The following is a 26359-nucleotide window of genomic DNA, read 5'->3' on the forward strand; positions in this document are numbered from 1 at the left end:
CAGGGCGCCGTTTCTGTCAGGGCCGCTGTTGCGCGGATCCGCCGTCGACGCGTTCGAGGTCGGCGACGATGCGCGCGGTGACCGGCACGTCGACGCCCACGCGCCGGGCGGCGCGGAGGAAGGCGCCGCCCAGCGCGTCGACCTCCATGGCGCGCCCGGCCTCCCGGTCGCGCAGCATCGACGGCTTGGTCTGCGGCGGGATGCCGTCGGCCATGGCGGTCACCCGGTCGGAGTCGAGCGTGAGGCCCAGCCGCGCGGCGACCTGGCCGACCTCGGACATGACGCCGAGCAGGTCGGCGCGCCGGTCGGTGCGGACGACGCCGATGGGCGCGCCCGCGTGGGAGCACACCAGCGCGGTCGGCATGAGGAAGTGGACCTTCTGCCAGAGGGTGAGCTGCTCGTCGTCGCGGACCTCGGTCGTGAAGCCGATCCCGCGCAGGTGCGCGGCGAGCTCGTCGACGCGTTCGTCCGGCCCCGCTCCCCCGGCGTCGGCGGCGGCGTTGGCATCGGGGTCGGCGTTGGCGGCGGCGAGTTCGACCGTGGTGAACGGGCTGGTCTGGCTGATGTGGCCGGGCGCGACCCGGGTCGACTCCACCCAGATGGTCGCGGCGAGGACCTGCGCGCCGGGGTAGGCGGAGCGCAGCACGTCCATGTGCTCGAACCCGTTGAGCAGCGGAACCACGAGCGCGCCGCGCACCATCTCGGGCGCGACACGCCGCACGGCGTCCTGGAGGGCGGTGGCCTTGGGCGCGACGATGAGGACATCGGTGGGTCGCGTCAGTTCGGGCTCGGCCGCGACCTCGATGGTGAAGTCGCCGAACGCCGCCGAGTCGACGCGCAGGCCGTCGGCCGCGATGCGCTCGGCGGTCGGCTCGGTGGCGACAACGGTGACGTCGTGGCCGGCGCGGGCGAGGAGGCCGGCGAGCAGGCCGCCCACTCCTCCCGGCCCCAGAACCGTGAAATGTGTCAAAAGTTTCTCATTCGGCATGAGAATCTCTCCTTTTTCCTGGCGCTTCACGCGCGGGCCGCGATTCGGGACCTACTGTCGGAAGTACAGGTCACGTGGGGATTGGTCTGAACCACTCCCGTGGTCCAGGTCACGTCGATCCGGGTGGAACGGGTGAGAAGAACATGGAAAGTTCGTTGGCAGCCAAACCGCACCAGGGACTCTCGGACGTGCTGCGCTTTCGCTACCTCGGCGCTCACGAACTCGATGAGCTGTCCGAACTCTGGCAGGTCGTGCATGAGGAGAACGCGGCCCTGAGCCCGCACCTCGACGATGTGATCACCTCCGTCGGCCGCGACGAGTCCTGGCGCCGCCGCAGGGCCCGCTACACCGACTGGCTGTCCGATCCCGACACCCTAGCCGTGCTGGCCGAGCGGCATGGGCGGCCCATCGGGTACGCGATGGTGACCGTCCGCATCGACCACCAGGGGTCCTGGGACCGCGGCGAGCGGGTCGCCACCGTGCAGACCCTTGCCGTGCGCCCCGAGGAGGAGTACGCCGAGGTCGGCACGGGCCTGCTCGACGAGGTCCGCCGCCAGGTCGGCGCGCTCGGCGTCCGCGACCTTGAGCTGGCGACGGTGGCCGGGCACGGCGATGCCATCCGCTTCTACGAGCAGCAGGGCTTCCGCCCGTTCACGACCACCATGGTGTCGCGTATCGGGGCGGTCGGCCCGCACGACTGAACCGCCCCCACCGCCCGCCCGCGAAGTCGGGGCCCGACCCGCGGGGTCGGGCCCCGGCTTCGTTAGGTTAGGCTCAGCTCATTAGCCTGGCCGTCCGGTCGGGCGGCCGGTCGCACCCCCAGGAGAAACCGCGATGCGCGCAACCCCCCTCGCCTCCTCCGCGGTACTGATCGCCCTCGCCCTCCTCGCCGCCGGGTGCGGCGGCGGCTCCGGCGGCACGGACGACGGAGCGGCCACCCGCACGGCCGAGATCCGCGGCGGCAGCGTGGAGGTCCCCGCCGACCCCAAGCGCATCGCGGTGCTGTGGCGGCCCGGTGTGGCAGCGGTCACCGGGCTCGGCGAGAAGCCCGTCGCCGCCATCGGCGACCCCGGCCGCGACGACCTCAGCCTCACCCCGTACCTGCCGAAGGACTACCCGGTCGAGGACATCAAGCTGGTCACGAACTCCCCGCAGGAGCACGACGTCAACATCGAGGAGCTGGCCGCAGCTGCGCCCGACCTCATCATCGGCGCCGACACCACGGCGGGGACGCAGGCCGAACTGCTCCCGAAGCTGGAGGAGATCGCCCCCACCGCGCTCATCCGCTGGACCGGGCCCACCGAGTGGCGCGACTACATCACCGACGTCGGCGCCGTCCTCGGCGAGGAGAAGGGCGCCGCGAAGATGCTCGCCGACTACGACGACGCGCTCGCCGAAACCAAGGACGCCATCGGCGACCCCGGGGACGTCAGCGTGTCGCTGCTGCGCTTGCAGAGCGAGAACGAGGTCCGCTTCGAGACCCAGGCGTCGTTCCCCGGCGAGATCCTGCGGGAACTGGGCTTCACGCGGCCCAAGAGCCAGCGGGGCGACGACGTGGACCAGCCGTTCGTCCCCGAGAGCTACGAGAACCTCGCCGAAGGCGACGCCGACATGGTGTTCGTCTTCCACAACCAGGAGTACAAGGACGCGCCGACCCAGTTCAGCGACGGCCTGTGGCGCGACCTCGACGCCGTGCGGAACAAGAAGATCTACTCCGTCGACTACGAGTACTGGGGGTCGGCCGGCTACTACGGCGCGGTGCGGGTGCTCGACGACATCAGGGCCGCCGTCGACGGCGAACTTGAGCCGGCGGTCTGACCGTTCGGCGCGCAACTGCCGGTGACCTGGCCGTTCGGGGCGCCGTCAGGGGTCTGACCGTTCAGCGCATTGCCGGTGGTCTGACCGTTCGGCGCAGCGTCAGAGGCATGACCGTTCGGCGCATCGCCGCGGGCCTGGCCGTTCAGCGCGTCGCCGGGAATCTGGCCATTCGGTGCACCGTCGGGTGCCTGCGGGCACTCGGCGATGACGCCGCCGTAGAACTCGATCTTGCCTTCGACGAACGCGATGGTGTCCTGGAGCCGCGCCGCCTGCGCGAGCATCCGCGTGCGATGCACGGTGAGCAGGTCGCGGCGCTCGGCGGCGGTGTGCGGCCCCTCCCTCACCAGCCGGACGAAGGTCAGCATGTCGCGCATCGGCATCCCGGTGCCGCGCAGCTTGAGCACCGTCTCCAGGCGGCTGAGGTCCTCCTCGCCGAAGACCCGGTACCCGGCGGAGGAGCGGCCCACCGGGCTGATGAGTCCGATGCGCTCGTAGTAGCGCAGCGTGTCGGCGGAGAGCCCGGTGCGCTCCGCCGTCTCCCCGATGGTGAGCCCTTGGACGGCACGAGTGGTCATGGTGCGAATCTACTGCGCCTCGTTCGGGCCGTCCCACGACGCTTCGCGTCGCTATGCCCTCTGTCCTCCCGTATCCTCCCGCACCTCTGAAGCACGGACGGCGGAGTTTCGGCCATATCCGGGGCGGACCGTCTGCTGTGCGGCCATGTCCGCGGGCGGCCCACCGTCGCCCGGTTGGGAAAAAGCGGCACCAAAGGCGGGCGGGCGGCCGGAACACCAGTCTCCCTGCGGGTGTCCTGCAATTACCTCGTAGACCTCGCCGAATCGGCCCTCTCACCCGCGGGTGGATTCTCGGCTTTTCCGTCGTCGTTGGGATGGGTCGGGGTCGTGCTGTCATCGGACCGGTGTGCGTCCCGCCACTCGACCACCGGGCCCCGACCCCGCCCTGAGCGGACCCCGACCCACAATGCCGAAACTCCACAACGGGTCGAGGGAACCGCTTCATCAAGATCGGCGAAGAAGGCGTCCCTGAGACCACCGAAAGTCCACTCACCTTTGTGAATAGCCGGAATCCAGTGATCCGTTCTCGATCAGGGCCGCCTGCGCCACGACGGCCGTCCCCACCGCAGGGACCACGGCCGTCGAGCCCGGCGCCGCAGAACCGGGTACGCGGAACCTGCGCCGCGGAACCGGGGGCGTGTGCGCGGAGCGTTTGCCTTGGAGCGCGCTCCAAGGTGCATCCTCGTGGCTGTGCGGCCGGAGGGGCCGCGCAGGAATACGGGGATGGAGACCACAATGCGCACCACCGTTCTGGGCGCCGGCGGCCCGCGCGTCGGCGCCATCGGGCTCGGCTGCATGGGCATGACGCACGGCTACGACCCCGCCGGGCGCGACGACGCCACCTCGGTGTCGGTGATCCACCGGGCGCTGGACCTCGGCGTCACGCTCATCGACACCGCCGACGTGTACGGGCCGTTCACCAATGAGGAGCTGGTCGGCCGCGCGCTGCGCGACCGCCGCGACGACGCGGTGCTCGCGACAAAGGTCGGCCTGGTCACCAGCGACAACAAGGCGGGGCGGAGCATGAACGGGCGCCCCGAGCACGTTCGTGCGGGGATCGACGCCAGCCTGCGCCGCCTCGGCGTCGACCACGTCGACCTCTACCAGCTCCACCGCGTCGACCCCGAGGTGCCGATCGAGGAGACGTGGGGGGCCATGGCCGAGGCGGTCGCGGCGGGCAAGGCGCGCGCCATCGGCCTGTCGGAGGTCGACGTGACGCTGATCAAGCGCGCCGAGGCGGTCCACCCGGTGCTCAGCGTGCAGAGCGAACTCTCGCTGTGGACCAAGGACGCGCTCGCCGAGGTGCTGCCCTACTGCGCGACGAACGGCATCGGGTTCCTCGCCTACTCGCCGCTGGGGCGCGGCTTCCTCACCGGCAGGTTCGCAAGCGCCGAGGAGCTGCCCGAGGGCGACTGGCGGCGGCAGAACCCGCGCTTCCAGGCCGACGCGTTCGCGCAGAACCAGGCGATCGCCGCCCGGGTCGCGCAGGTGGCCGAGCGCCACGGCGTCGCATCGGCGCAGGTGGCGCTGGCATGGGTCCTGGCGCAGGGGTCGAACGTGGTGCCGATCCCCGGCACCAAGACGCCGCGCTACCTGGAGTCCAACGCGGCGGCGGCAGGGATCTCGCTGACCGAGCAGGACCGCGCCGAACTCGACGCGGTGCCGCAGGCTGTCGGCGCCCGGTACTGAGGCCGCCGCTGACCAAGAGCGAGGCTGACTGAGGACGATCACGCCGAACTCGACGCGGTGTCCCAGGCCATCGCGGTCTTGAGGGCCGCCGCTGACCAAGCGCGAGTAGAGAATCTGCTGACCGAGGACGACCGCGCCGCGCTCCACGTGGTACCGCGAGTTGTTGGCGATCGGCGCCGAGAGCCGCCGCTGACCGCATGCGCGAAGGGCCGCCCCGGGGGTATACCCCCGGGGCGGCCCTTTGGCCGTCCTACCTCGCCCTGATATTGTGTCGGCACATAATCAATATTGTACTAGTTCAATATTATTGCCTTCTGGTGATCGTGCGAGAACGGGTTCCTCCATCGAGCTGAGGGGCCCACTTCCGCGCGATTACCGGGACCGCGCACACCGCCACGACATGACGGCGAGGCCCCGATGCACACCAGCTCCAGCGACCAGCGGACCGCCACCTACTCCGCCACCCCGCGCACCAGGCCCACCCGGAAGCCCGACCGCGCCCACTACGACGAGGCGACCGTCCACGCGATCCTGGACGAGGAGTTCGTCTGCCACCTCGGCTTCATCGCCGACGGCGCCCCTGTCGTGCTGCCGACCCTCTACGCCCGCGTCGGACACCGGCTCTACCTGCACGGCTCCACCGGCAGCCGCCCTCAGCGGTCGGCGAGCGACGGGCTCGACGTCTGCGTCACCGTGACCATCACCGACGGACTCGTCCTCGCCCGCTCTGCGATGAACCACTCGGTCAACTACCGCTCCGTCATCGCGCACGGGACCGCCTACCGCGTCACCTCCCCCGACGAACTGAGCACCGCGTACGACGCCGTCATCGAACAGGTCGTCGCGGGCCGCTCCGCCGACTGCCGCATGCCCAACGCGAAGGAGCGCGCCCAGACCGCCATCCTCCGGCTCGACCTGGACGAGGTCTCGGCCAAGGTGCGCGCCGGCGGAGTCGCCGACGACCCGGAGGACATGGAGCTGCCGTACTGGGCCGGCGTGGTCCCCCTCGCACGCACCACCGCTGCGCCCGCGCAGGACCCCGCCCAGGACCCCGCCATCACCCTCCCGCCCTACCTGCGCACCGAGATTTGACCACGCCACACCGTCCCCACCCCAGGACACACGCCCCGGCCGATCCATCCTGAAGACGTCCGAGGCAAGAGCGACCTCACTCCAGCAGACGTATCAAGGCACTATCGCCCTTGTTTCCACGTGGGGTTTCGGCTTTTCCGTTGTCGTTGTGGTGGGTCGGGGCCGTGCTGTCATCCGGCCGGTGCGCGTCGGCCGACGCATATCCCGCCGTTCAGCCACCGGACCCCAGCCCGAGCGGATCCCGACCCAAAGCGCCGAAAGTCCTTCCAACCGACGACACCCGCGGGCGAGAGCGCCCTCAGCTCCAAGAGACCGGAGCCAGGCTGCCGGAAAGCCTGCGCAGCAGCGACGGCCGAAGTACATCGTGGACCATGACCGCCGACCCAGGGCCCAACGGAACCCACCGCTGACACACCCACGCGCGAAAACCGCACCACCACCACCGCATCCCTACCTCAGCACCGCTGCCCGACCAGCCCATGGCAGAGCCCGGGCGCCGAACCCCGGGGCCACCTCGGCCGACGCTGCTGCGCAGGCTCAACGGCAGCCCAGCGCAGGCCCGCTGCGGTAAAGGACGCTCTCGGCCCTCACCCCCGGCGCACACCACGACACCGCGCCCCCACCCCCGGAACAACGCGGTTCAGTGGCCGTGAACGATCCGCACCGGCCCGGCTCCGCCGCTGTTGGGCAGCCGAACCGCTACCCTCGTCCGCGTGGCCGACAGCGACTCCAATACCTGCAATTTCCCCGGGTGCACCCGCCCCGTTCCGCGCGGTTCGGCCCCCGGGCGGCCACCGGAGTACTGCGACCTGCCCGAGCACACCCGCTGGCGCGCCTGGCGCGAACGCCAGCGCCTCCAGCAGCAGACCCAGGAGCAGCAGGACGCCGAGACGCCGTCCACCGGCCCCACCGCGGAGTCCGCCGCCTCCGGGGACGCCGTCCCGGTCACCGCGGCCCGGCTGCGCGCCGATGAGCTACTGACCCGGTTCGCCGTCCAGGCCGAGCAGATGCGCACCACACTGGACGACGCCGTCGGCGCGTTCACCGCCATGAACGACCCCGCCAACGCCGAAGCCCAGGTGGAGGCCGCGCGGGTGAGCGCGGCCCGGCAGGTCGCCGAGGCCGACGCCGCACGCCTGGAGGCGGAGAACCTGCGCCGCGCCGCCGAGGCCGCCCGCAGGCGGGCCGACGACGCGGCGAGTTCCGCCGTCGCCGCAGCGGGATCGGCCGAGCGCATGGCCGACGAAGCGATCTCCCGGCGGGAGGAGGCGTTCACCGCGCGCGACACGGCTCTCGCCGAGGCCCGCGCCGCCGAGGAGGACCGCGACGCCGCCCGCACCCGACTGGACGAGGGGCTCGCCGCCGCCGAGGAGCGGATCGGCGACGCGGAAGAACGGGTCGCCGCCGCCGAACAGCAGGCCGCCGAAACGGTGCGCGAGGTCCGAGAGGAGGCCGCAGCGGCGGCCGAGCAGGCCGCTGACGAAGCCGAAGCGCTGCGCGCGCAGGTCACCGAGCTACGGCAGGAGCTGCGCACAGGGCTGGACAAGGCCGCGCGTGAGCGCGACACCGCCGTCCAGCGGGCCGAACGCGCCGAGTTCACCGCCGAGCAGGCGGCGGCCCGCGCCACCGAGATCACCACCGAGCGCGACCGGATGAGCGCCGAACTCGACCGGGTCCGCGAGGCGGCGGCGACCGAGCAGGACCGCCTGCGCGCGGAGCTGGACGACCTGCGTCGTTCCAGCGCCCTGGCCCTGACCGAGGCGAAGGACGCCGCCGAGCAGCGCATCGCCGCCGTGGACGACGCCCGCGCCCAGGCCATCCACCGTGCCGAGCGCGCCGAGTTGCAACTGGACGCCGCCATGGCAGACCTCAAACGGCTCCGCCCCGAGCAGAGCTGACCCGCGGTCTCCTGCTCGTGATCCAGAGCGGCGGTCAGGCGGGGGTGGTGTCGCGCTCGTTGCGGGCGGAGTCGATACGGATCTTGATCACGTCCCGACAGGCGCCGAAGACGCGGCCCAGGCTCGTTAGTGATTCGCCGGATTCGTGGCGGTCCAGCAGTTCGGCGTCGGAGACGCCCAGGTCGCGGCGGGGGCGCCCGATCGTCGCCTTGGGTCCCGTTGCAGGCTGGGCTGCGCGCTTTTCCGCCTTGCGCCGCCGCTGGCGCAGCAGGAACATCGGGTTCTGGTGCCGGGAACCGGGCCGGTCGGCGCCCCACATCTTCGATGGCGTCTCGTGCTGGTGCCACAGCTCGAAGAAGGCGTAGCGGGCGCGGTTCAGCGCGCTGCCGAACGCGGCCGTCGACATGCCCAGTGCGCGCGCGGCGACGTGGCGGTCTTCGTAGTCGGCCAGGGCGTGCAGCACCTCGCGTTGGGTGGGCAGCAGCGCCCGCCAGATCTGGGCGAGGGCCAAGCGGTCGACGATCATGTCCTCGGGGCTGTACGTCGGAGCGGAGACGCTGTTCCAGTAGCGCACGAATGCGCGGCTGAGCAGCGCCTTGTCCTTTCCGGCCAGCCCGCGGGTCTTGAGGTCATGATGGTGCTGGGTCTTGATCGCCTTCCAGCCGATGGCGATTAGCTCGGTCTCCTCCGGGCGCAGCGGGGCGAGCTGGAGGTGTTCGGCGATGGCACTCCAGGCGGTGAGGGCCCGATGGGTCATCTCCATGCCGTTGACCCAGTTGCACTCACGCGCAGCGAAGACCGAGAGGGCGTTGACCTGCGACGCGGTGTACCCGTGCGCGACCAGAACATCGAATCGCGGACGGGGCAGCACCGGCCCGAACTCGCTGCTGACCCGGACAGAAGCTTCGGACATATTGCCGCTCCTCTGTAGCTTGAAATGGTTTGCAAGTAGCGATGCTCCTAACGGGGCGTCGCTTGCAAGGCGCCTGCATTGAAGCCTCTTATGCGCCTGTTTCAAGCTTTCGAGAAGGCTGTCCACGCGGCAACAGTTACGTCACTTCTGGGTTTTGGTGTAGTGATACCAATCAGTTAAGTAGCTGCCGTGTGTTCTGATGCTTCCATGACGAATGCAAAACTCACGATGTGGCGCGAGTTCGGGAGCGAGGTCCGACGTCTTCGCCTTCAAGCAGGGATGAACCTCGAAAAGCTGGCCCCACACGCCGGTGTCTCTCCGCAAATGCTCGGCGCCATGGAAAGGGGGACACGGCGGACACAAGAGGACGTAGCAAGGAAGCTGGATGTCTTCTTCGCTACCAACGGCGCGCTCATGCGTCGATGGTCACAAGCCTTGCGAGGAGAGAGCGACCCGGAGTGGTACCAACAAGTCACCGAATCCGAGGAAGCCGCGACCGAGATTCACATGTATCACCCGACCCTCATCCCAGGGCTATTGCAGATCGAGGCATACGCGCTGGTGGTCTTTCGCGATTCAGGCCCTTTGGACTCCGCGGAAGAGCATCAGCGCCTCGCTCAGCTGCGAGTGAAGCGACTGGACGCACTCATCCAGGCGAACAACCCCAAGCTTCTAGCGGTGATCCCAGAAGAGGTGCTCCGAGGCCATGTAGGCAAGGAGAGCGTTATGCAGCAGCAACGCGAACGTCTGGTTCGTCTGGCAGGATCCGAACGGCTTAGGTTACTGGTGGTACCTAGGGGAACGCCGTATCTCGGTGGGGCCTCCGGAGCGTTCCGAGTGATCGGGTCACAGGGTGGGCCGCCGATCGTCTATGCGGAGCACATGAGCGGTGGAATGATCATCGACGACCCTCAAGACGTCGCCCGTCATCAGGCCATCTACCGTGAACTCTTGTCATGGGCGCTGCCCCCGATTGCGTCAATCGATCTGATTCGCACGATGGATGAATGAGAGTGGACATGCCTGAGAACTGGCGCACGTCGAGCTACAGCGGTGGCAGAGGCGACTGCGTCGAGGTCGCGGACACTCCGACCTCAGTCAAAATCCGTGACACTCGCAACAGGGACCTCGGGTACCTGACCTTCCCTGCTGAGCAGTGGGCGGCCCTCCTCACCTCGCTCAAGTCGGGCTGAGCGCCGGCAGCCGGGCGGGCGGGCCGGGAACCTCGTTGGCCCGTTCCGCCATGGCGCGTCCACCCGCGTGATGGTCGCCTCCTACCATGGGATGCGTGCGTGACCAGGGGGCGGGTACCAGCGGCGCCACAGGCGACCCCGATTCGGGTCCGATCGAATGGCGGCCGCCCGCACGGGTCCGCCCCGAAGAATCAGGACTCCCCAAGCCGCGCGTCGACTTCAAGGCGCTCTTCGGCCTCGCCTCCGGCCCATGGGCGTGGTCCACCGCCGTCAAAGCCGCCGTGGCCATGGCCACCGCCTTCGCCTTCGCGTCGTGGCTGTTCGGATCGCAGTCCGGCGCGCTCGCCGCGCTCGGCTCCATGACCGTCCTGTACGAGCGCACCACCCCCTACGCCCACCGCGCCGTCGCCCTCGCCGTCGTCGGGCTGGGCTTCATCCTGAGCGTCGCCATCGGCTCCCTCGCCTCGGTGACCCTGTGGTCGGGCGCCATCGCGATCGGACTCGTGGCCGGCGCCGCGACCTGGCTGTGCCAGGCCCTGCGGGTCGACCGCCCCGGCGCCTTGTTCTTCGTGCTGGTCTGCGCGATCTCCACGATCACCCCGGGCACCGTCGCCGACGTCCCCGCGCACGCCGCGGTCGCCGCCGTCGGCGCCGCCGTGGGGTGGCTGGTGTCGATGTCGGGCGCGCTGTTCCAGAGCCGCCGCCCGGAGCACCGGGCGGTCGCCACGGCCTTCCGACAGCTCTCCGAACTCCTCGACGCCATCGGCACGTCGCGCCTGGACCACGTGCAGCACGAGGCGTCCCTCGCCGTCGCCGACGCGTGGCGCCTGGTGCTGCTCGCCCAGACCCGCGGATACCGCGACACGGCCGCCGCCGCCCGACTGCGGGCCCTGCTGCGCTGGGTCTCCGACATCCACCTCGCCGCGACCGACGTGTCCCTCGCACGGACCGAACCGCTGCCCAAGGAGGCCGCCGGCTTCGCCGCGTCGCTGGCCGACGCCGTGTACCGGCCCCAGGCGTGCCCCGACCCCGCGCTCCTCGACCCGCTCATGAAGGGCCTGCGACCGCGCTCACTGGAGTCGCGCCTCTACACCCGCCTCGTGCGGGCGGCGCAGGCCGCGCGCCGCAGCGAGCACGACATGGAGGGGCGCGGCCTCGAACTGTACGACACCCGGTACCCCTCGCTCGGCGACTCGCTGCGCTCCGCGCTGAGCAGCGACTCCCTGATCCTGCCGACCGCGCTGCGCATGGCCATCACCGTGAGCATCGCCGGGCTGATCGGCATCGCGCTGGGCTTCGAGCGCTACTACTGGATCTCGATGACCACGGCCTCGGTGCTGCAAGCCGGGAACGTCGTCCTCACGGTGAACAGGGGGACGCAGCGGGCGCTGGGCACCCTCCTCGGGGTGTTCATCGGGGTGGGCCTGCTGCTGCTCGACCTCTCACTGCCGGTGACGATCGCCCTGGTCGCGGGCTTCCAGGGGCTCACCCAGCTGGTGGTCAGCCGCAACTTCTTCTTCGCGAGCATCCTGCTCACGCCCATGGCGCTGATGCTGGCGCACACCGCGGCGCCCTACCCGGTGGACATGCTCGCGGAGTCGCGGGTCCTGGACACCGTGCTCGGCTCGGTGGTCGGGATGGTCGGCGCCGTGCTGCTGTGGCGCAAGGCGTCGGCGTCGCGGCTGCCGCAGACCATCGAGGACGTCCTGACCGAGGCGCGCAACGCCGTCAGCAAGGCGCTCGACCCCGACGTCCGCATCGACCCGCAGCAGCGCTACCGGCTGCGGCGCGACCTGCGCGCCGCGCTGCTGAGCCTGCGCGGCGTCTACGACAGCGCCATCGGCGACGTCCCGCGCGCCGACACCACCCAGCCGCTGTGGCCCGTCGTGGTCGCCACGCAGCGCATCGGCTACCTGGCGCTGTCGGTGCTCGCGCTGGAGCAGCCGCCCCCGGCGTCGCACATCACTCTGCAACGCCTGGACCTCGCGTTCCGCGAGCTGGCCACGGCGATGTGGGAGCGCCGCGCGCCTCACCTGGGCGCGCTGCCGCGCCTGGTGGACTACCCGCGGCTCAACAGGGAGCTGCGCGCGCTCGCCTCGGCGATCCGGGTCGCCGCGGCGGAGGACGAGCGCGCGGCTCGGCGCGCGCAGGAACGGCTAGAGGACGAGGAGTCGGCGACGTCCGAGGTCTCCGGCGACCGGTGATTCGCCGGATCCGTAACGGCGGCCATCCTCACCGGGGCGCCGCTCAACTGCCATGAGGCTCACGGATGTCGGAAAGCAAGCGCTACTCGGCTTCGCCGGAGAAGCCGTAGTACAGCCCGAGGCCCGGAATGGGCAGTCCCATAGGCAGCCGAGGACCGAAAAGGTCGGGCACGGCGGCGTCCCAGTCCACGGCCTCGTTATCGAGGTGCTGGCCGAGGTCGATCGAGTTCGTCTCGGAACCGTGCTCGTACACGGTCAGAGTGAGGTCGCCGAACCCGTCCTCGGACAGCGCGAGCCACTGACCACAGGCCCAGCGGATCTCCTCGGCGTCGCACGCGACGATGCTCGCGCAGTGCCGCACGGATCCGCTCCATGTCTCGTCTTCCAGCACATAGAAGCTGTACCCGGCCGCCGGGGCGGGCTCGGCGGGCCTGGCGCGTAAACCGAGCAGCACGGCCAACTCGTCCAATCCAGCCTCGACGTGGTCATGAGGGCCGGCCGCGCGTATCCGGTCGTACAGCTCTTTTGTCTCGCTGTGTCGTCGGCTGACGGTGTCCTCGTCCTGCCCGTACTCCGCCAGGACGTCGGGATCCATCTCCAGCATGGCCTCCCAGTAGGAGTTCTGCTGGGCCAGACGCCCGGTTAGCAGCATCAAAGCCGCGATGTCATCGGGATGTGCCTCCACGGCGGCACGCAGCCAGCGCTCCTCGGGCCAAGTCGGGTTGAAGGCATCGGACTCCGACGGGTCCGCTGCCGTCAGGCACAGCAACTGCCCCAGCTTCAGCGCGGCTTGAGCATCGCCCGCAGTCGCCATGCTCCGCAGTTGTGCGACCGTCTCGTCGGTGATCTTCATGGGCAGACGCTACAACCCGCCACTGGCACAAACGAGACCTTCCAGTACTGGCCCCAGCAACGCCAAGAGCGAGGGAACCAACGCGTGATCAAGCTCGTCTTGCCGTGCTGCCAACGGATTCATGAATCCGGCCGATCGGCACCTACGGGAACGCTTCGTCACTACCCGCCGAGCACGCGAACAGCTCCACACCGCACAATTTCGATTACCCGCGTCGGCGGCGGTTGTCCACGCCGAGGCTGCACGCTCCGTCAGTCTCGACTCCGGGAGACCGCCGCCGAGTCCGTTTCATCCCGAGGACATCGAGAAGGAAGTGGCTGCCTTTCCCCACCTGCCGCCCTTGGCGCCCCCTTTCCCGCAGAACAACCGCATGCCGCCCGGCGACAAGACCGCCCCGCAAGCCGGAGCCGCCTGGTAGGGGAGTCGGGGCGCGCGTGCCGTCCTCGGATTCTTCCGCCGTGCGCCTTCTCGAATTTGTACTTCTTCGGGCGATTGGCGTCGTTTGGGTGCGGGTTTCCCATTTTCGAGAAGTGGTCAGAATCGGGGGTGTGTCGCGGTAACGTTCGAGGTCAACAAGAGTGCTCCCCGCACACGCGGGGATGGACCCTGGTAGGCGATCGGCATCCGGTACTTCCGGTCGTGCTCCCCGCGCATGCGGGGGTTGGTCGGGGGCAGCGGTGCGGCGTGCTGCTAGTCCTCGATGATCGCGAAGGCGCGGACGGGGAAGGTGCCCAGGCCGCGGACCTTCACTGGGACGGCGAAGAACCGGAAACCCGAGGTGGGCAGTTCGCCGAGCAGACACAGGTGCTCGACCACGGGGATGCCCGCTGCGAGCAGGACGGTGTGGGCCGGGCGCGCCCCTTCGCCCTCTGGTGCGGTGTTGTCGATGTTCACCGAGTCGATGCCCACCAGGGTCGCCCCGCCGTCGGCGAGCGTCTTCGCGGCGTCCTCCGTGACGTAGGGGTGGCCCTGCGCCGCGTACTCCTCGGTGCGCCAGGTGCGGTCCCACCCGGTGCGCACCAGCACGGCCTTTCCTGCGACGTCCACGCCGTCGAACGCCTCGGGGCCCACGGCCGGACCCGGGGCGTCGACCACGACCCCGTCGAGGTCGGCGACGCGCTCCAGGTCGAGGTCTGCGACGTCGGAGCCGTCGCGGAACCGGTGCGCGGGGGTGTCGAGGTAGGTGCCCGTGTTGGCGACCATGGAGATCCGGCCGATGTGGAACTCGGTGTCGGCCGCGTAGGTCGCGCGGGACTCGTCGAAGGTCAGGTGGTCGCCGATCTGTGGCCCCGGCAGGCCCGGGTAGGTCGTCATCCCGTCGACAATCTGGTGGCTGACGTCGACCATCCGCGTCCGTGTCACTGCGCTGCCCTCATCTCTCACGCCGTATCGCCTGTCGTCAAGTGCCGACCCGCTGGGTGGAGCCGGGCGCGGACCCGCGGGCCCGGCACCTCTCGCCGGACTCTAGCGTGTGAGGCGCACGTCACGGTGGGGATCCAGAGCCGAATCCACTGGTCGGCCCCGCTAGGCTCGACATTCGGCGCCCGGCCGGCGGGCCGCCGCGGACGCGACGAGAGGGTGGCGACGACAGTGACGCTGTACGGGCTCGCCAAGGCGGTCATCGCCCCGGTCACCAGAGCCCTGTGGCCGATCGAGGTGGAGGGCGTCGAACACGTCCCCGCGTCCGGCCCCGTGATCCTCGCGTGCAACCACCTGTCCAACATCGACCCGCTGTTCATCGGCGTGGTCACGCCGCGCGAGGTCGCGTTCATCGCCAAGCGCGAGCTGTTCGCCGAGGGCAACCTCGCCCAGCGGCTCTTCACCCGCGCGCTGCGCGCCATCGGCCAGTTGTCGGTGGACCGCCGCCCCGGGCAGAGCTCCCAGGAGGCGATGGACGACAGCCTCGCGGCGCTGAAGGGCGGGCAGGTGTTCGGGATCTTCCCCGAGGGCACCCGCTCCCCCGACGGCAGGCTGCACCGGGGCCAGACCGGACTCGCCTGGCTGGCGCTGACGGCCGGCGCCCCCGTGGTGCCGATGGCGCTGACCGGTACCAGCCGGATCCTGCCGAGCGGCCGCCGCATCCCGGCGCTGCGCAGGGTCGGCGTCCGGTTCGGTGCGCCGGTGGACCTCTCGCCGTGGCAGGGCGAGGCGGCGAAGGCGCGGTCGCGCCGCGCGGCGACCGACGAGGTGATGGCCGCCATCCAGAAACTGTCGGGCCAGGAGCAGGTGCCCCGGTTCGCGTCGTCGGTCAAGGCCGAGCTGAACGCCGCCGCGGCGGACCGGGCGCGCCCCGGACGCGGCCGCCGGGGCGGGTCGGGTGAGCAACGCCGTTGACTGACATGGCGAGACTGACCTGGCGAGTTCGCACTGGTCCCGGGCCCTGTGCAGCTCAGCACCCTTGAAGGCAGCGGCCCGGGGCTTGGGGTCTGGAGCCTCACCCGCGCCGTGGTGCTTCGTGCCGCCGGGTGCTTCGCAGCCGCGACGGCAGCCCACCCCCTGCCGGCGGGCCATGAAGGACACCAGGGACACCGGGGCACCCGGGGCACCAGGGTCGTGAAACCGCCCGCGCACACGGCGTCGTCGGCCGGGTGAGTAACGCCACAGCCGATTCCGGCCAGGAACACCGCCCGTAGGGCGTTGGCTGTAGGGAGAAGGTCGCACTGCGGCCTCCTGTCCCGATCCGCGGCGCGGGGGCTCCGCCCCTGCCTCCCCCGCCGACGGCCCGCAACGGTGTGTGAGCCGTGTGGTTGTGCACACATCGAGTGGACCGAGTTGAGTATCCACTCCAGGATCGAATAAATTAGGTTAGCCTTCCCTGATTTCGCGTGTCCGTCTGTGGAGCGCGAGAACAGGCCCCTCGACCACGGCGCCCGCCGGCCGCCCGAGATGGAGTTGTCAATGACGCGTCCACTGCGCGTGGGAATCGTCGGATCAGGTCCCGCCGGGATCTACACAGCAGACCTGCTGACCAAAGACGACACCCTTGCTGCCGAGGACACGCAGGTCAGCATCGACATCCTCGACAAGCTGCCCTCGCCCTACGGCCTGGTGCGCTACGGCGTGGCGCCAGACCACCCCCGCATCAAGCAGATCCAAGGCGCCCTGCACAAGGTCCTCGACAAGCCGCAGATCCGCTTCCTCGGCAACGTCGAGTACGGCGTCGACCTGAAGCTCGACGACCTGCGCCGCCATTACGACGCTGTGGTCTTCGCCACCGGCTCCGACCGCGACCGCGCCCTCGACCTGCCCGGCGCCGAACTGCCCGGCTGCCACGGCGCCGCCGACTTCGTGGCCTGGTACGACAGTCACCCCGACGTCACACCCGAATGGCGCGTCAACGGCACCGGCGTCGCCGTCATCGGCGCGGGCAACGTCGCGGTCGACGTCGCCCGCATCCTCGCCAAGGACGCCGGGGACCTCCTCTCCACCGACATCACCGACAACGTGCACCGCGACCTCGCGGCCAAGGACGTCACCGACGTCCACGTTTTCGCCCGGCGCGGCATCGCGCACGCCAAGTTCACCCCCATGGAGCTGCGCGAACTCGACAAGCAGCCCGGTGTCGAGGTCGTCGTCTACCCCGAGGACTTCGACATCGACGACGCCTGCGTGGCCGAGATCGAGTCCAACAACCACGCCAAGACCAACGTCAAGGTGCTCCAGAACTGGGCGATGCGCGACCCCAAGGGGCTGCCGCGCCGCCTGCACCTGCACTTCCTGCACCGCCCGGTCGAGGTACTCGGCGCCGACGGCGTCACCGGGCTGCGCACCGAGCGCATGGAGCTCGACGGCAACGGCGGCGTGCGCGGCACCGGCGAGTTCGTGGACCACGACGTCCAGGCCGTCTACCGCGCCATCGGCTACCTCGGATCGCCGCTCGCCGACCTGCCCTTCGACGCCGAGCGCGGCGTGCTGCCCAACGACGGCGGCCGCGTGCTCGACCTGGATGAGAACGCCATCTCCGGCGTCTACACCACGGGCTGGATCAAGCGCGGCCCGGTCGGCCTGATCGGCCACACCAAGGGCGACGCCCTGGAGACCGTCGGGAACCTGGTGGCCGACCGCCCCGGCCTGGCGCCCGCCGAGGAGCCGGAGCCCGAGGCGTTCCTGCGGCTGCTGGACGAACGCCGCGTCCCCTACACCACGTGGGAGGGCTGGCAGCGCCTCGAAGCCCACGAGGCGACCCTGGGAGAGCCGCACGGGCGCGCGCGGGTGAAGGTCCTCACCCGCACCGAGATGACCCGCGTCGCCCGCGGAGAGGACGCCTGAGGCGGCGGGGGTACCGGCCTGGCCTGTCCCAGTAAGGATGTGCTTCGGCGGTCGCTGCTGCGCAGCCGCCTCGCAGCCCGGCCACTGCCCGCAGTGGCCGATGACGCCCTGTGCCCACCACCCCACAGCGACCGGCCGACCCGCCTCACCAGTCCGCCCGCCGCCGCAAAGTCGCGCTCGCGGCGGAGAGAGGCGTGCTCGCGACGATGAACACTGCGACGCAGCGGGTCAGCCGGGAGATGGGGCCACGGCGAGGCACGCAGCGAGGCCGCGAGACAGAACACCCTGCTCCATGGAGACAGAGCAAAGCCAGAACACCCTGATTCGTGAAGACAGCGCGAGGCCAAAACACCCTGGCCCATGGGGACAGAACGAGGCCAGAACACCCTGATTCGTGGCGACAGGGCTAGGCTGCGAGGCGGCTGCGCAGCAGCGACCGCCGAAGCACGTCCTCTTGGCCGGAATCCGGACCGGTACCCCAACGGCCATTGCGCTCGCCGCGCCTGGCAGCGGGGCGGGGCCGCGGCTGCGGCCCGATCCGGCCACGGCGCCTGAGCAGGCCGGTTCCCCGGCAGTGCGCCCTAAGCCCGCCGACCGGGCGGCGGGCTGCCCGGTGGCGGCACAGTGGCGGCGGGCGATCGGTTAGAGTCGCTGGTGGCCGGGCGCCCGGTACCCGCAGCGTTCCGCGGTCCCCCCGACTGCCTCGACCGTGCGGTATCCCGTACCGCCCCGGCCATTCCGATCCCCCGCCCCCGGATTCGCGCCACGGCGCCCGCGCGGGGGCGGCATCGACACTGGCGAGGGGAAGGACGCTCAGGCGTGGACGACCGCAGTAACCCGGAACGGGACGACCGGCCGAACCGGCCCGACTCCCCTGCCCCCCGGCCCCCGGGCCCGGCTCAGACGGGTTCGTTCGCCTCCTTCGGCGACCCCGACGGCCCCTACGTCTCCGACAGCCCGTACGGGCCCGGCAGCCCGTTCCCGCCGCCGCGCGAGACCGCCGCCGACGACCCGAGCCCCGACGACCTCGACTACCTGGACGACCCGGAGGACTTCGGGCCCTACCGGATCCCCAGCGGGCCGCCGGCCGGCGCGCAGGGCGGACCGCTGTCCGGCGGGCCGAGCTACCGCTCATCCACCCAGCCCTCGACCGACCAGGCCGGGCCGGGCGGCGACGAGCCCGCCGCCCCCTCCCGTCCCGACTCCCCGCCCCACACCGAGGACCGCACCGCGGTGGACGGGCCCGGCGGGGCGTGGAACGACGCACCCGCCGGGGCCTCCCCGGAGGCCACGTCCGCCGCCCATGGCGGCGACCCCTTCGGTGGCGAGCCCTTCGGCGGCACGGGCTACCGGCAGCGCGAGCGGCCCGGTCACGACGACCAGTGGGCGGAGTCCGCACCGCAGGAGCGGCCATGGAGCGCGTCCGGGGACCACGGCGAGAGCCGGGACCTCGGTGCCGACCGCACCGCCGCATGGGACGACTCCCCCGCTCCCGCACGCCCCTGGGACCGGCCCGCCGACGCACAGCGGGCAGAACCGCCGCGCACCGACTCGTGGGACGACTCCGCCCCGCCTGCACGTCCGTGGGAAACGTCCGCCTCCTACAGCGAGGGTCGGGACCTCGGTGCCGACCGCACCGCCGCATGGGACGAGGCCGCCCCGCCCGCACGCCCCTGGGAGACGTCCGCCTCCTACGGCGAGAGCCGGGACCTCGGCGCCGACCGCACCGCCGCATGGGACGACTCCCCCGCTCCCGCACGCCCCTGGGACCGGCCCGCCGACGCACAGCGGGCAGAACCGCCGCGCGCAGACGACCACTGGGCCGCTTCCGCCCGGCCCGGCGACGGCGCACCGCCCACCGACTACCCCGACCACCGCGCCGAGGCGGCTTCCGCCCCGTACGCGTGGGACCGCGGCGAGCAGCGCGACCCGTCCGGTGGCTACGGCGAGCAACGCGACCAGCCCACCGGCTACGGCGAGCAACGTGACCGATCCGCCGGCTACGGCGAGCAGCAGCAGGAGCACGCGTGGGGGCACGCCGCGGACTCCGGCGAGCGGCGCGACCGCACCGGCGGCTACGGCGAGGCGTGGAGCGGCGCCCCGTCCGAGTCCCCCGACTGGGACCGGTCCGACCACTACACCGGGCAGCCGTCGGCCGCTGCGGCGGGACCCGGCGACCCATGGTCCGCCGAGCGCGCGCCCTACGGGGCCGCGCCCGGCGGCGGACACCCGCCGAGACGCACCGAGGCCGCGGCGCACGGCGCCGGAGCACCGCCCACCACCCCGCCCGAGGGCTTCGCGGCCCCCGCGGGACCGCACGAGCCTCGGCGCCGCTCCCGCAAACCGCTGGTCTTCGGCATCATCGGGACCTTCCTCGTGCTCGCCCTCATCGGCGGCGGGATCTCCTGGTACCTGCTCACTATGCCCGTTCCCGAGAAGGCGGCGCAGTCCTACGCCGACGCCTGGGCGTCCGGCGAGTACGCCGCGGTCGCCGACCTCGCCACCGGATCCGGCGTCGAGAAGGCGTACAAGCAGGTCGACGACAACCTCGGCGTGGAGAAGACCACGGTGACCCTCGGCGACACCGCCGAGACCGACAGCGGGGCGAGCACCCCGTACACCGTGAAGCAGAAGCTGAGCAACGCCGGCACCTGGAGCTACAAGGGCGAGCTGCCGCTGAAACGCGTCGAAGGGGGCGAGTGGAAGGTCGACTTCACCCCCGCCGCCATCCACCCCGAGCTCGGCGACGGCAAGACCCTCGACCGCGCCAACAAGTGGGGCAAGCGCGGCGCCATCCTCGCCGCCGACGGCTCCCGCCTCGACACCGACGACGCCACCGGGTCCGTGAAGATGCTGACCGGGCAGATGGGCAAGGCCGGCAAGAAGGACCTGAAGAAGCTCGGACCCGCTTACCGCGAAGGCGACCCCACCGGCAAGACCGGCATCCAGAAGTCCCAGGAAGAGCAGCTGGCCGGGACCGCCACCACCGTCATCCAGGCCGTCGCGGCCGACGGCGGGAAGGGCAAGCCCAGCGAGGTCGGCGCCATCAAGGGCAGCAACGGCAAGGACGTGCAGACCGCCATCGACCCCGCCGTGCAGAAGGCGGCCGCCGGGGCGATCGTGAACGAGTCCAAGCCCACCGCGCTGGTGGCGGTCCGCCCGTCCAGCGGGGAGGTGCTGGCGGCGGCGAACGTCCCCGGCGGGTACAACAGGGCACTGGAGGGGCGCTACCCCGCAGGGTCCACCTTCAAGATCATCTCCTATGAGGCGCTGTTCGCGTCGGGCATGGGCATGGGCGACGCGATGTCCTGCCCCAAGGGCACCAAGGTCGACGGCTGGCCGTTCAAGAACGCGGGCGACGCCGCCTACGGCAAGCAGAGCGTCACCGAGGCGTTCGCGACGTCCTGCAACACCGCCTTGGTGCAGAAGGTCGACGAGCTCCTCGACGCCGACGGGTTCATGAAGGCCGCGACCACGTTCGGGGTCAACTCCGACCTGAAGCCCGGCCTGCCCGTCTTCGACCCGACCCTGCCCAAGCCCGACAGCACCACCCTGCTGGCCGCGACCAGCCTCGGGCAGGGGAAGTTGCAGACCACGCCGCTGCACATGGCCAGCGTCGCCGCCGCCGTCGCCGACGGCACGTGGCGCTCCCCCGTGGTCGTCACCTCGCCGGAGGTGTCCGGCCAGCCCGAGGCCACCAAGGTCAAGGGCGCGGAGAACCTGCGCGGGATGATGCGGTCCGTGGTCACCGACGGCACGGCCAAGGACGTCGGCTTCGGCGCCGGGGTCCACGGCAAGAGCGGCACCGCGGAATACGGCGCCGCCGAGGACGGCAAGGACCCGCCCGCGCACGGGTGGTTCGTCGGCTACCGCGACGACGTCGCGTTCGCCGTGCTCGTGGAGGACGGCGAGAGCGGCTCGAAGGCGGCGGCCCCGCTGGCGAAGAAGTTCCTCGACGGGATGGGCTGAGCGCCGGGCCGGGCGGCCCCGCGGGTCACCCGGCCGGTGCGGATCACCCGGTTCAGGTCACCCGGCCGGTTCGGACTTCGGCGCGACCACACCCGGCGTGTCGGAGGCCGGACCCGGCGCGGACTCGGGTCGCGGCCCCGGTGTGAGCATGAACAGCACCGTGAGCATGGTGATCACCACCGTGGCGATGATCCCGCACACCACCCACGGCTTCCAGCCGAGCCGCAGCACCGACTCCGAATCGGCGGCGTCGGAAGCGAAGGAGGCCAGGCTTTCGGCAAGCTCGGGGTCGTCCTCGATGAGGCGGTGCTCGATCTCGGCCAGGATCCGGCGTTCGTTCTCTCGCAGAGCCATGGGTGCCCCCTCCTCGGCAGAACTGGGGGATCTCGCGTTGGGCACGTGCCTCAGATCTCCCCCATTCCCTCTCCTTCTATCCGCTCGCGGGGGCGAAATTCCGCCGATTCCGAATAATCGCCTCTGTCCGCGAGGATGCTCTTCGGTTACCTCGCCTGAACCCGGGCCGCCGGGCTGGGATCGCTCTCGGTGCGGTAGTTGTCGAGCACGGTCACGTGGTAGTTCGCGTCGCCCTTGGGCGCCGCGCCGTCGGTGTACTCCAGGCCCTTGGCGCCCGGGCCCACGACGTCGATGAGGTTGGCGGGGTCGTTGAGCCCGCACAGGTCCTCCTTCGCGCCGGAGGTGCGGTACACCGCGTAGAAGCGGGCGTCGTCGACGGCGTCCCACGCGAGGCGCACCCCGCCGTCCTTGCGCTCGGCCCGCACCTCGGCGACCGGCGCCGGCGTGCCCTGGGCGTCGTCGGCCTGCGGCGGCAGCGCCGGGCGGGCGTAGTGGTCCTTGGTCACCTTGTCGATGGCGGCCTTCGCCTTGCCGTCGAGGTCCTTCGCCGAGAAGTACACGTCACCGCCGACCTCGGGGTACTTGCTGCTGAAGTCGAGCTGGCGGGAGAGCGACCCGGCGCCCTTCCACCCTTCGTCGCCGGCCTTGTAGGCGGCCTGGCCGATGTACAGGTCGACGTCGGTGCCCTTGACCTCCTCGGCCCACCACGGCACGAGCTTCTCGTAGTCGGCGATCTTGAGGCCCCGGTACCAGTAGAGCTGGGGGTTGACGTAGTCGACCCACCCGTTCTTGATCCAGGCGCGGGTGTCGGCGTGCTGGGCGTCGTAGGACTCCAGGCCGCTGGAGTCGGAGCCGGCGGAATCGGAGCTCTTGTTGCGCCAGATCCCGAACGGGGAGATGCCGAACTGCACCCACGGCTTGGTGTCGTTGATGCGGGTGTGGACGTCGGCGACGAGCTTGTTCACGTTGTCGCGGCGCCAGTCGCCGCGCTTCTTGAAATCGCCCCGGTTCTTCTTCCAGCTCGCGTCGTCGTCGAAGGTCTCACCCTCGGCGGGGTAGGGGTAGAAGTAGTCGTCGAAGTGGACGCCGTCGATGTCGTAGCGGTCGACGACGTCGAGCACCACGCCGCTGACCCACTTGCGGACGTCGGGGTTGCCGGGGTCGAGGTAGCCCTGGTCGGCGTACTTCACCAGCCACTCGGGGTTCTTGCGGGCCGGGTGGTCCTTCACCAGGCCGTCGACATCGGGGTCCTGCCAGCCCACCCGGTAGGGGTTGAACCAGGCGTGCAGCTCGATGCCGCGCTTGTGGGCCTCGGCGACCGCGAACTCCAGCGGGTCGTACCCGGGGTCGCCGCCCTGCTTCCCGGTGAGCGCCCGCGACCACGGCTCCTTGTCGGAGCGGTACAGGGCATCTGCGGTGGGGCGGACGTGGAACATCACGGCGTTCAGGCCGATGTCCTCGGCGCGGTCGAGCTGCGCGCGCAACTCCTTGTGCTGCTGCTTCTTACTCAGCCCCGACTTGGACGGCCAGTCGATGTTGCGGACGGTGGCGATCCACTCGCCGCGCATCTCGCGCTTGTCGGCGGGGTCGGCGGGGCAGTCCTTGGGGATTGGCTGGGTCTGCACCTGGGCGCCCTCGGACCCGCTCTGCCCGGTGTTGGGCGCGGCGTCGGGCGGCAGGCTCGCGCACGAGGCCGCCAACGGCAGTCCGACGGCGGCGACCGCCAGCCGTGTGCGCCACCCGGCGCGGCTCCCCCGCAGCTCACGTTCCGTCGCCAAGCCGATCCCCCCGGACATCTCGAACGCCATTGCCGGACTCGACGATAGACGGCCGCGACCGCCGGATCGGCCGTTTACCCCAACCTCGGCGCGTGCCGCCGCCCACAGACCCCACGGCGGGCTGTCCGGCCGGTTCCCTTGCCTCGGCGAGTACCGCCGCCCACAGCCCTCGCGACCGCCCGGCCGGCCGTCCACTCCACCCTCAACGCGTGCCGCCCTCCTCCTTCCCGCCCGGCTACCGCCCGGAGCGCAATACACTGGGCGGTCGTGAACGCCCCGCCTCAGCTGTTCGTCCGCAGCGTCCCGCTGCCCGATGACCGCGACCTCCTCGCCCACCTGCCCGACGACGCCCCGCTCGCGTGGCTGCACGGCGGGTCCGGGCTGGTCGCCTGGGGCGAGGCCGCCCGGGTGGTGCTCCCGGCCCGCACCGAACCCGGCGACGTCCAGCGGTTCACCGCCGCCGCCCGCTGGTTCGCCGGGCTGGAGCCGCAGGTGGACGACCAGGTTCGGCGTCCCGGGTCGGGGCTGATGGCGTTCGGGTCGTTCGCCTTCGACCCGCGCTCGGACGGTTCGACCCTGGTGGTGCCGCGCGTCGCCGTGGGCCGCGACCGCTCCGGCACCTGGCTGACCACCATCGGCGACCAGCCCGGACGACACCCCGCTGAACTCCTCGCCCCGCACGCGCCACCGCGCCCAGTGGGCCCGCTGCGCTGGACCGACGGCGCGCGCACCGCCGAGGACTGGGGCACGCAGGTCGCCACTGCGGTGCGCCGGATCCGCGGCGGCGCCTACGACAAGGTCGTCCTGGCCCGCGACCGCTACGCCGAGGCCGAATCCCCCATCGACCCGCGCACCCTCCTCGCCCGGCTCGCCGCCGACTACCCCACCTGCTACGCGTTCACTGTCGACGGGCTCACGGGGGCAACCCCCGAGCTGCTGATCCGGCGCGAGGGCGAGGACCTCACGTCACTCGTCCTGGCCGGGACCGCCCCCCGCGGCGGCACCGAGGTGGAAGACCGGCGGCTGGGGCAGGATCTCGCGGAGTCGGCGAAGAACGCCGAGGAGCACCGCTACGCCGTCGACTCGCTGCGCGACCGGCTGGCCCCGCTGTGCACCGCGTTCGACGCCCCGGACCGGCCGGAACTGCTGCGGCTGGCGAACGTCCAGCACCTTGCGTCGCCGGTGCGCGCGACTCTGCGCCCCGGTGCGTCGACCCTCGACGTCGTCGCCGCCATGCACCCCACCGCCGCTGTCGGCGGCACCCCCACGGAAGCCGCCGTCGAGGCGATCCGCGGCCTTGAGGGCATGGACCGCGGCCGCTACGCCGGCCCGGTGGGCTGGATCGACGCCGACGGCAACGGCGAATGGGGCATCGCACTGCGCTGCGCCCAGCTCGACGGCCCCCGCGCCCGCCTCATCGCGGGCTGCGGCATCGTCGCCGGGTCGCGCCCGGAAGAGGAGATCACCGAGGCCGACGCGAAGTTCGAGGTAATGCGCGCCGCCCTCACCGACGGCGAATAGCCGGTCCTGAGGTGATCGTGCGGGAGCGGGGACTCCCCCGGCCCGCGCCACTTTCACCTCTCCCGGAAGTACTGAAAGTCCACCGGCCAACTCGCAGGAAGAGACCCGTTCTCGCAGGATCGGCGAACAGTCCGAGGCTCAGTCGGGGGCGACGTCGGCCATCTCGAAGTCGGCGAAATCGAAGCCCGGGGCGACGAAGCAGCTCACCAGGCTCGCGGCCGACCCGCGCGGCGCGGCCGACTGCCAGGTACCAGCGGGGACGAGGAACTGCGGGCTGTCACCGCCGACGAGGTCAGGCCCAAGGACGACGCTTCGCTCCCGCACGGGGCGCGGCCCCGTGCCACCGGTGGCGAGTTCGAGCGGCCCTCCGCCGGTGAACACCCACATCTCCTCCGAGCGCACCCGGTGCCAGTCCGATGTCTCGCCCGGCCGCAGCAGGAACAGGATGCCGGTGGCACACGGCCGCTCGCCGGTGTACCCCTCGGGCCGCACCCCGACAGGGGACGCCCAGGTCTGGCGGAACCAGCCACCCTCGGGGTGCGGGAGCAGGTCTAGGGCCTCTGCGGTGGCGCAGCGCTCCTCGAACGCCAGGTAGCGGCCAGCGGCGTCGCGGCGGGGGTAGCGCACCGCGGTGACGGCCCGCTCCGGGATCGGGCCGTACACGTGCGGGAACCGCACCCCCTCGGGGACACCGGGCGGCGGGGCGGGCTCCGCCGCCTCCCAGCGCACTTCGGCGTCCAGCAGGTCGGGGTCGAGTACGAGCACGACCTGCGGTTCGGCCTCGGTGTAGAAGGCGTTGGCGACGGCCAGCATGGTGGCCCAGTCGGGGGACGCGTGCGCGAAACCTTCGGTGAGCAGGGACGCCGGGGCGAGCGCACCATCGCGTCCGCGCCACTCGGCGAGCGAGGTCATGTGCAGCAGTTCGGCCATGCGGACCAGTATGGCGGTCCGGTCGGCAAGGGCTCGGCGGCCGGGCCGAGTGGGAACGCCCGCCCGCAGGTCGCAGCCGAGTCAGGCGAGGACACGAGCCTACAAGTCACGACCGGGCCAGGCGCATATCACCGCCGCCTGAGCCTGCTGTGCTCCACACACCGGGACACCGCCCCTGACCCTGCTCCCTGCCGCCGCTGGCCGTATCAGACGACCCGGGCGACAGGGGGTGGGCTGCCGCCGGGTGCTTCGCATCCGCGACGGCAGTCCACCCCCTCGACCACTGCCCCTCAGGACGAGGAGGCCCTTTCGGGC

The 26359-nt window shown here is 71.3% G+C and carries 20 protein-coding genes; 12 read left to right on the forward strand and 8 right to left on the reverse strand.

Going from position 1 to position 26359, the window contains the following annotated elements:
• Positions 1–16 precede the first annotated feature (16 nt).
• A complete protein-coding gene (locus CLV63_RS03810) occupies positions 17–970 on the reverse strand; it encodes a ketopantoate reductase family protein (RefSeq protein WP_245928560.1) in 954 nt (317 codons plus the stop codon).
• Between the two features lie 161 nt (positions 971–1131).
• Between CLV63_RS03810 and CLV63_RS03815 the strand changes: the two genes are divergently transcribed.
• Together CLV63_RS03815 and CLV63_RS03820 are read left to right on the forward strand one after the other, a co-directional pair.
• Entirely contained in the window at positions 1132–1689 is a 558-nt protein-coding gene (locus tag CLV63_RS03815; RefSeq protein WP_106581461.1) for a GNAT family N-acetyltransferase, read from the forward strand.
• Positions 1690–1822: 133 nt separating this feature from the next.
• Positions 1823–2806, forward strand: a complete 984-nt coding sequence (locus CLV63_RS03820; RefSeq protein WP_106581462.1) for an iron-siderophore ABC transporter substrate-binding protein — start codon at positions 1823–1825, stop codon at positions 2804–2806.
• Here the strand turns inward: CLV63_RS03820 and CLV63_RS03825 are convergent.
• Entirely contained in the window at positions 2737–3381 is a 645-nt protein-coding gene (locus CLV63_RS03825) for a MerR family transcriptional regulator (RefSeq protein ID WP_106581463.1), read from the reverse strand. The two genes, CLV63_RS03820 and CLV63_RS03825, sit on opposite strands and share 70 nt — an antisense overlap.
• A gap of 735 nt (positions 3382–4116) precedes the next feature.
• Between CLV63_RS03825 and CLV63_RS03830 the strand changes: the two genes are divergently transcribed.
• The 3 genes from CLV63_RS03830 (at position 4117) to CLV63_RS03840 (ending at position 8060) form a co-directional block, all read left to right on the forward strand.
• On the forward strand, positions 4117–5070 hold the full coding sequence (locus CLV63_RS03830; RefSeq protein WP_106581689.1) for an aldo/keto reductase: 954 nt from the start codon (positions 4117–4119) through the stop codon (positions 5068–5070).
• Between the two features lie 417 nt (positions 5071–5487).
• On the forward strand, positions 5488–6162 hold the full coding sequence (locus tag CLV63_RS03835; protein ID WP_106581464.1) for a pyridoxamine 5'-phosphate oxidase family protein: 675 nt from the start codon (positions 5488–5490) through the stop codon (positions 6160–6162).
• A gap of 713 nt (positions 6163–6875) precedes the next feature.
• Positions 6876–8060, forward strand: a complete 1185-nt coding sequence (locus tag CLV63_RS03840) for a hypothetical protein (protein WP_106581465.1) — start codon at positions 6876–6878, stop codon at positions 8058–8060.
• Positions 8061–8094: 34 nt separating this feature from the next.
• Here the strand turns inward: CLV63_RS03840 and CLV63_RS03845 are convergent, their stop codons facing one another.
• Positions 8095–8973, reverse strand: a complete 879-nt coding sequence (locus CLV63_RS03845) for a hypothetical protein (protein ID WP_245928561.1) — start codon at positions 8971–8973, stop codon at positions 8095–8097.
• A 207-nt stretch (positions 8974–9180) separates the two neighbouring features.
• Here CLV63_RS03845 and CLV63_RS03850 point away from each other — a divergent pair, with 207 nt between their 5' ends.
• The 3 genes from CLV63_RS03850 to CLV63_RS03860 all read left to right on the forward strand — a co-directional run bounded on the left by CLV63_RS03850 (position 9181) and on the right by CLV63_RS03860 (position 12370).
• A complete protein-coding gene (locus CLV63_RS03850) occupies positions 9181–9984 on the forward strand; it encodes a helix-turn-helix domain-containing protein (protein ID WP_106581466.1) in 804 nt (267 codons plus the stop codon).
• 8 nt (positions 9985–9992) lie between these two features.
• A complete protein-coding gene (locus CLV63_RS03855) occupies positions 9993–10166 on the forward strand; it encodes a DUF397 domain-containing protein (protein WP_106581691.1) in 174 nt (57 codons plus the stop codon).
• Between the two features lie 86 nt (positions 10167–10252).
• Complete coding sequence (locus CLV63_RS03860) at positions 10253–12370, forward strand: FUSC family protein (protein WP_106581467.1); 2118 nt, start codon at positions 10253–10255, stop codon at positions 12368–12370.
• Positions 12371–12452: 82 nt separating this feature from the next.
• On the opposite strand, the gene CLV63_RS03865 is transcribed toward CLV63_RS03860, so the two are convergent.
• On the reverse strand, positions 12453–13223 hold the full coding sequence (locus tag CLV63_RS03865) for a hypothetical protein (RefSeq protein ID WP_106581468.1): 771 nt from the start codon (positions 13221–13223) through the stop codon (positions 12453–12455).
• Between the two features lie 690 nt (positions 13224–13913).
• Positions 13914–14570, reverse strand: a complete 657-nt coding sequence (locus CLV63_RS03870; RefSeq protein ID WP_106581469.1) for a cyclase family protein — start codon at positions 14568–14570, stop codon at positions 13914–13916.
• 243 nt (positions 14571–14813) lie between these two features.
• Here CLV63_RS03870 and CLV63_RS03875 point away from each other — a divergent pair, with 243 nt between their 5' ends.
• The 3 genes from CLV63_RS03875 (at position 14814) to CLV63_RS34425 (ending at position 21461) form a co-directional block, all read left to right on the forward strand.
• Positions 14814–15557: a lysophospholipid acyltransferase family protein gene (locus CLV63_RS03875; RefSeq protein ID WP_106581470.1), complete on the forward strand. Its 744-nt coding sequence runs from the start codon at positions 14814–14816 to the stop codon at positions 15555–15557.
• A 582-nt stretch (positions 15558–16139) separates the two neighbouring features.
• Positions 16140–17492 (forward strand): FAD-dependent oxidoreductase, encoded by a 1353-nt coding sequence (locus CLV63_RS03880; protein ID WP_106581471.1) that lies wholly within the window; start codon positions 16140–16142, stop codon positions 17490–17492.
• Positions 17493–18311: 819 nt separating this feature from the next.
• Positions 18312–21461 (forward strand): penicillin-binding transpeptidase domain-containing protein, encoded by a 3150-nt coding sequence (locus CLV63_RS34425; RefSeq protein WP_245928562.1) that lies wholly within the window; start codon positions 18312–18314, stop codon positions 21459–21461.
• 57 nt (positions 21462–21518) lie between these two features.
• On the opposite strand, the gene CLV63_RS03890 is transcribed toward CLV63_RS34425, so the two are convergent.
• Together CLV63_RS03890 and CLV63_RS03895 are read right to left on the reverse strand one after the other, a co-directional pair.
• Positions 21519–21815 (reverse strand): DUF3040 domain-containing protein, encoded by a 297-nt coding sequence (locus CLV63_RS03890; protein WP_106581472.1) that lies wholly within the window; start codon positions 21813–21815, stop codon positions 21519–21521.
• 146 nt (positions 21816–21961) lie between these two features.
• Positions 21962–23623 carry a glycoside hydrolase family 10 protein gene (locus CLV63_RS03895; RefSeq protein ID WP_245928563.1) on the reverse strand — a complete coding sequence of 554 codons (1662 nt, stop codon included), beginning with the start codon at positions 23621–23623 and terminating at the stop codon, positions 21962–21964.
• A 237-nt stretch (positions 23624–23860) separates the two neighbouring features.
• Between CLV63_RS03895 and CLV63_RS03900 the strand changes: the two genes are divergently transcribed.
• On the forward strand, positions 23861–25114 hold the full coding sequence (locus tag CLV63_RS03900; protein ID WP_106581473.1) for an isochorismate synthase: 1254 nt from the start codon (positions 23861–23863) through the stop codon (positions 25112–25114).
• A gap of 138 nt (positions 25115–25252) precedes the next feature.
• On the opposite strand, the gene CLV63_RS03905 is transcribed toward CLV63_RS03900, so the two are convergent.
• Positions 25253–26044 (reverse strand): cupin domain-containing protein, encoded by a 792-nt coding sequence (locus CLV63_RS03905; RefSeq protein ID WP_106581474.1) that lies wholly within the window; start codon positions 26042–26044, stop codon positions 25253–25255.
• Positions 26045–26359: the final 315 nt, after the last annotated feature.

Source organism: Murinocardiopsis flavida, assembly GCF_003014485.1.
Taxonomy (GTDB): Bacteria; Actinomycetota; Actinomycetes; order Streptosporangiales; family Streptosporangiaceae; genus Murinocardiopsis; species Murinocardiopsis flavida.

Coding starts and splice junctions, on each gene's coding strand:
- CLV63_RS03850 (WP_106581466.1), top strand. CDS start 9,181: ATGACGAATGCAAAACTCACGATGTGGCGCGAGTTCGGGAGCGAGGTC.
- CLV63_RS03835 (WP_106581464.1), top strand. CDS start 5,488: ATGCACACCAGCTCCAGCGACCAGCGGACCGCCACCTACTCCGCCACC.
- CLV63_RS03870 (WP_106581469.1), bottom strand. CDS start 14,570: ATGGTCGACGTCAGCCACCAGATTGTCGACGGGATGACGACCTACCCG.
- CLV63_RS03845 (WP_245928561.1), bottom strand. CDS start 8,973: ATGTCCGAAGCTTCTGTCCGGGTCAGCAGCGAGTTCGGGCCGGTGCTG.
- CLV63_RS03890 (WP_106581472.1), bottom strand. CDS start 21,815: ATGGCTCTGCGAGAGAACGAACGCCGGATCCTGGCCGAGATCGAGCAC.
- CLV63_RS03905 (WP_106581474.1), bottom strand. CDS start 26,044: ATGGCCGAACTGCTGCACATGACCTCGCTCGCCGAGTGGCGCGGACGC.
- CLV63_RS03825 (WP_106581463.1), bottom strand. CDS start 3,381: ATGACCACTCGTGCCGTCCAAGGGCTCACCATCGGGGAGACGGCGGAG.
- CLV63_RS03860 (WP_106581467.1), top strand. CDS start 10,253: ATGGGATGCGTGCGTGACCAGGGGGCGGGTACCAGCGGCGCCACAGGC.
- CLV63_RS03895 (WP_245928563.1), bottom strand. CDS start 23,623: ATGGCGTTCGAGATGTCCGGGGGGATCGGCTTGGCGACGGAACGTGAG.
- CLV63_RS03855 (WP_106581691.1), top strand. CDS start 9,993: ATGCCTGAGAACTGGCGCACGTCGAGCTACAGCGGTGGCAGAGGCGAC.
- CLV63_RS03830 (WP_106581689.1), top strand. CDS start 4,117: ATGCGCACCACCGTTCTGGGCGCCGGCGGCCCGCGCGTCGGCGCCATC.
- CLV63_RS03865 (WP_106581468.1), bottom strand. CDS start 13,223: ATGAAGATCACCGACGAGACGGTCGCACAACTGCGGAGCATGGCGACT.
- CLV63_RS03820 (WP_106581462.1), top strand. CDS start 1,823: ATGCGCGCAACCCCCCTCGCCTCCTCCGCGGTACTGATCGCCCTCGCC.
- CLV63_RS03815 (WP_106581461.1), top strand. CDS start 1,132: ATGGAAAGTTCGTTGGCAGCCAAACCGCACCAGGGACTCTCGGACGTG.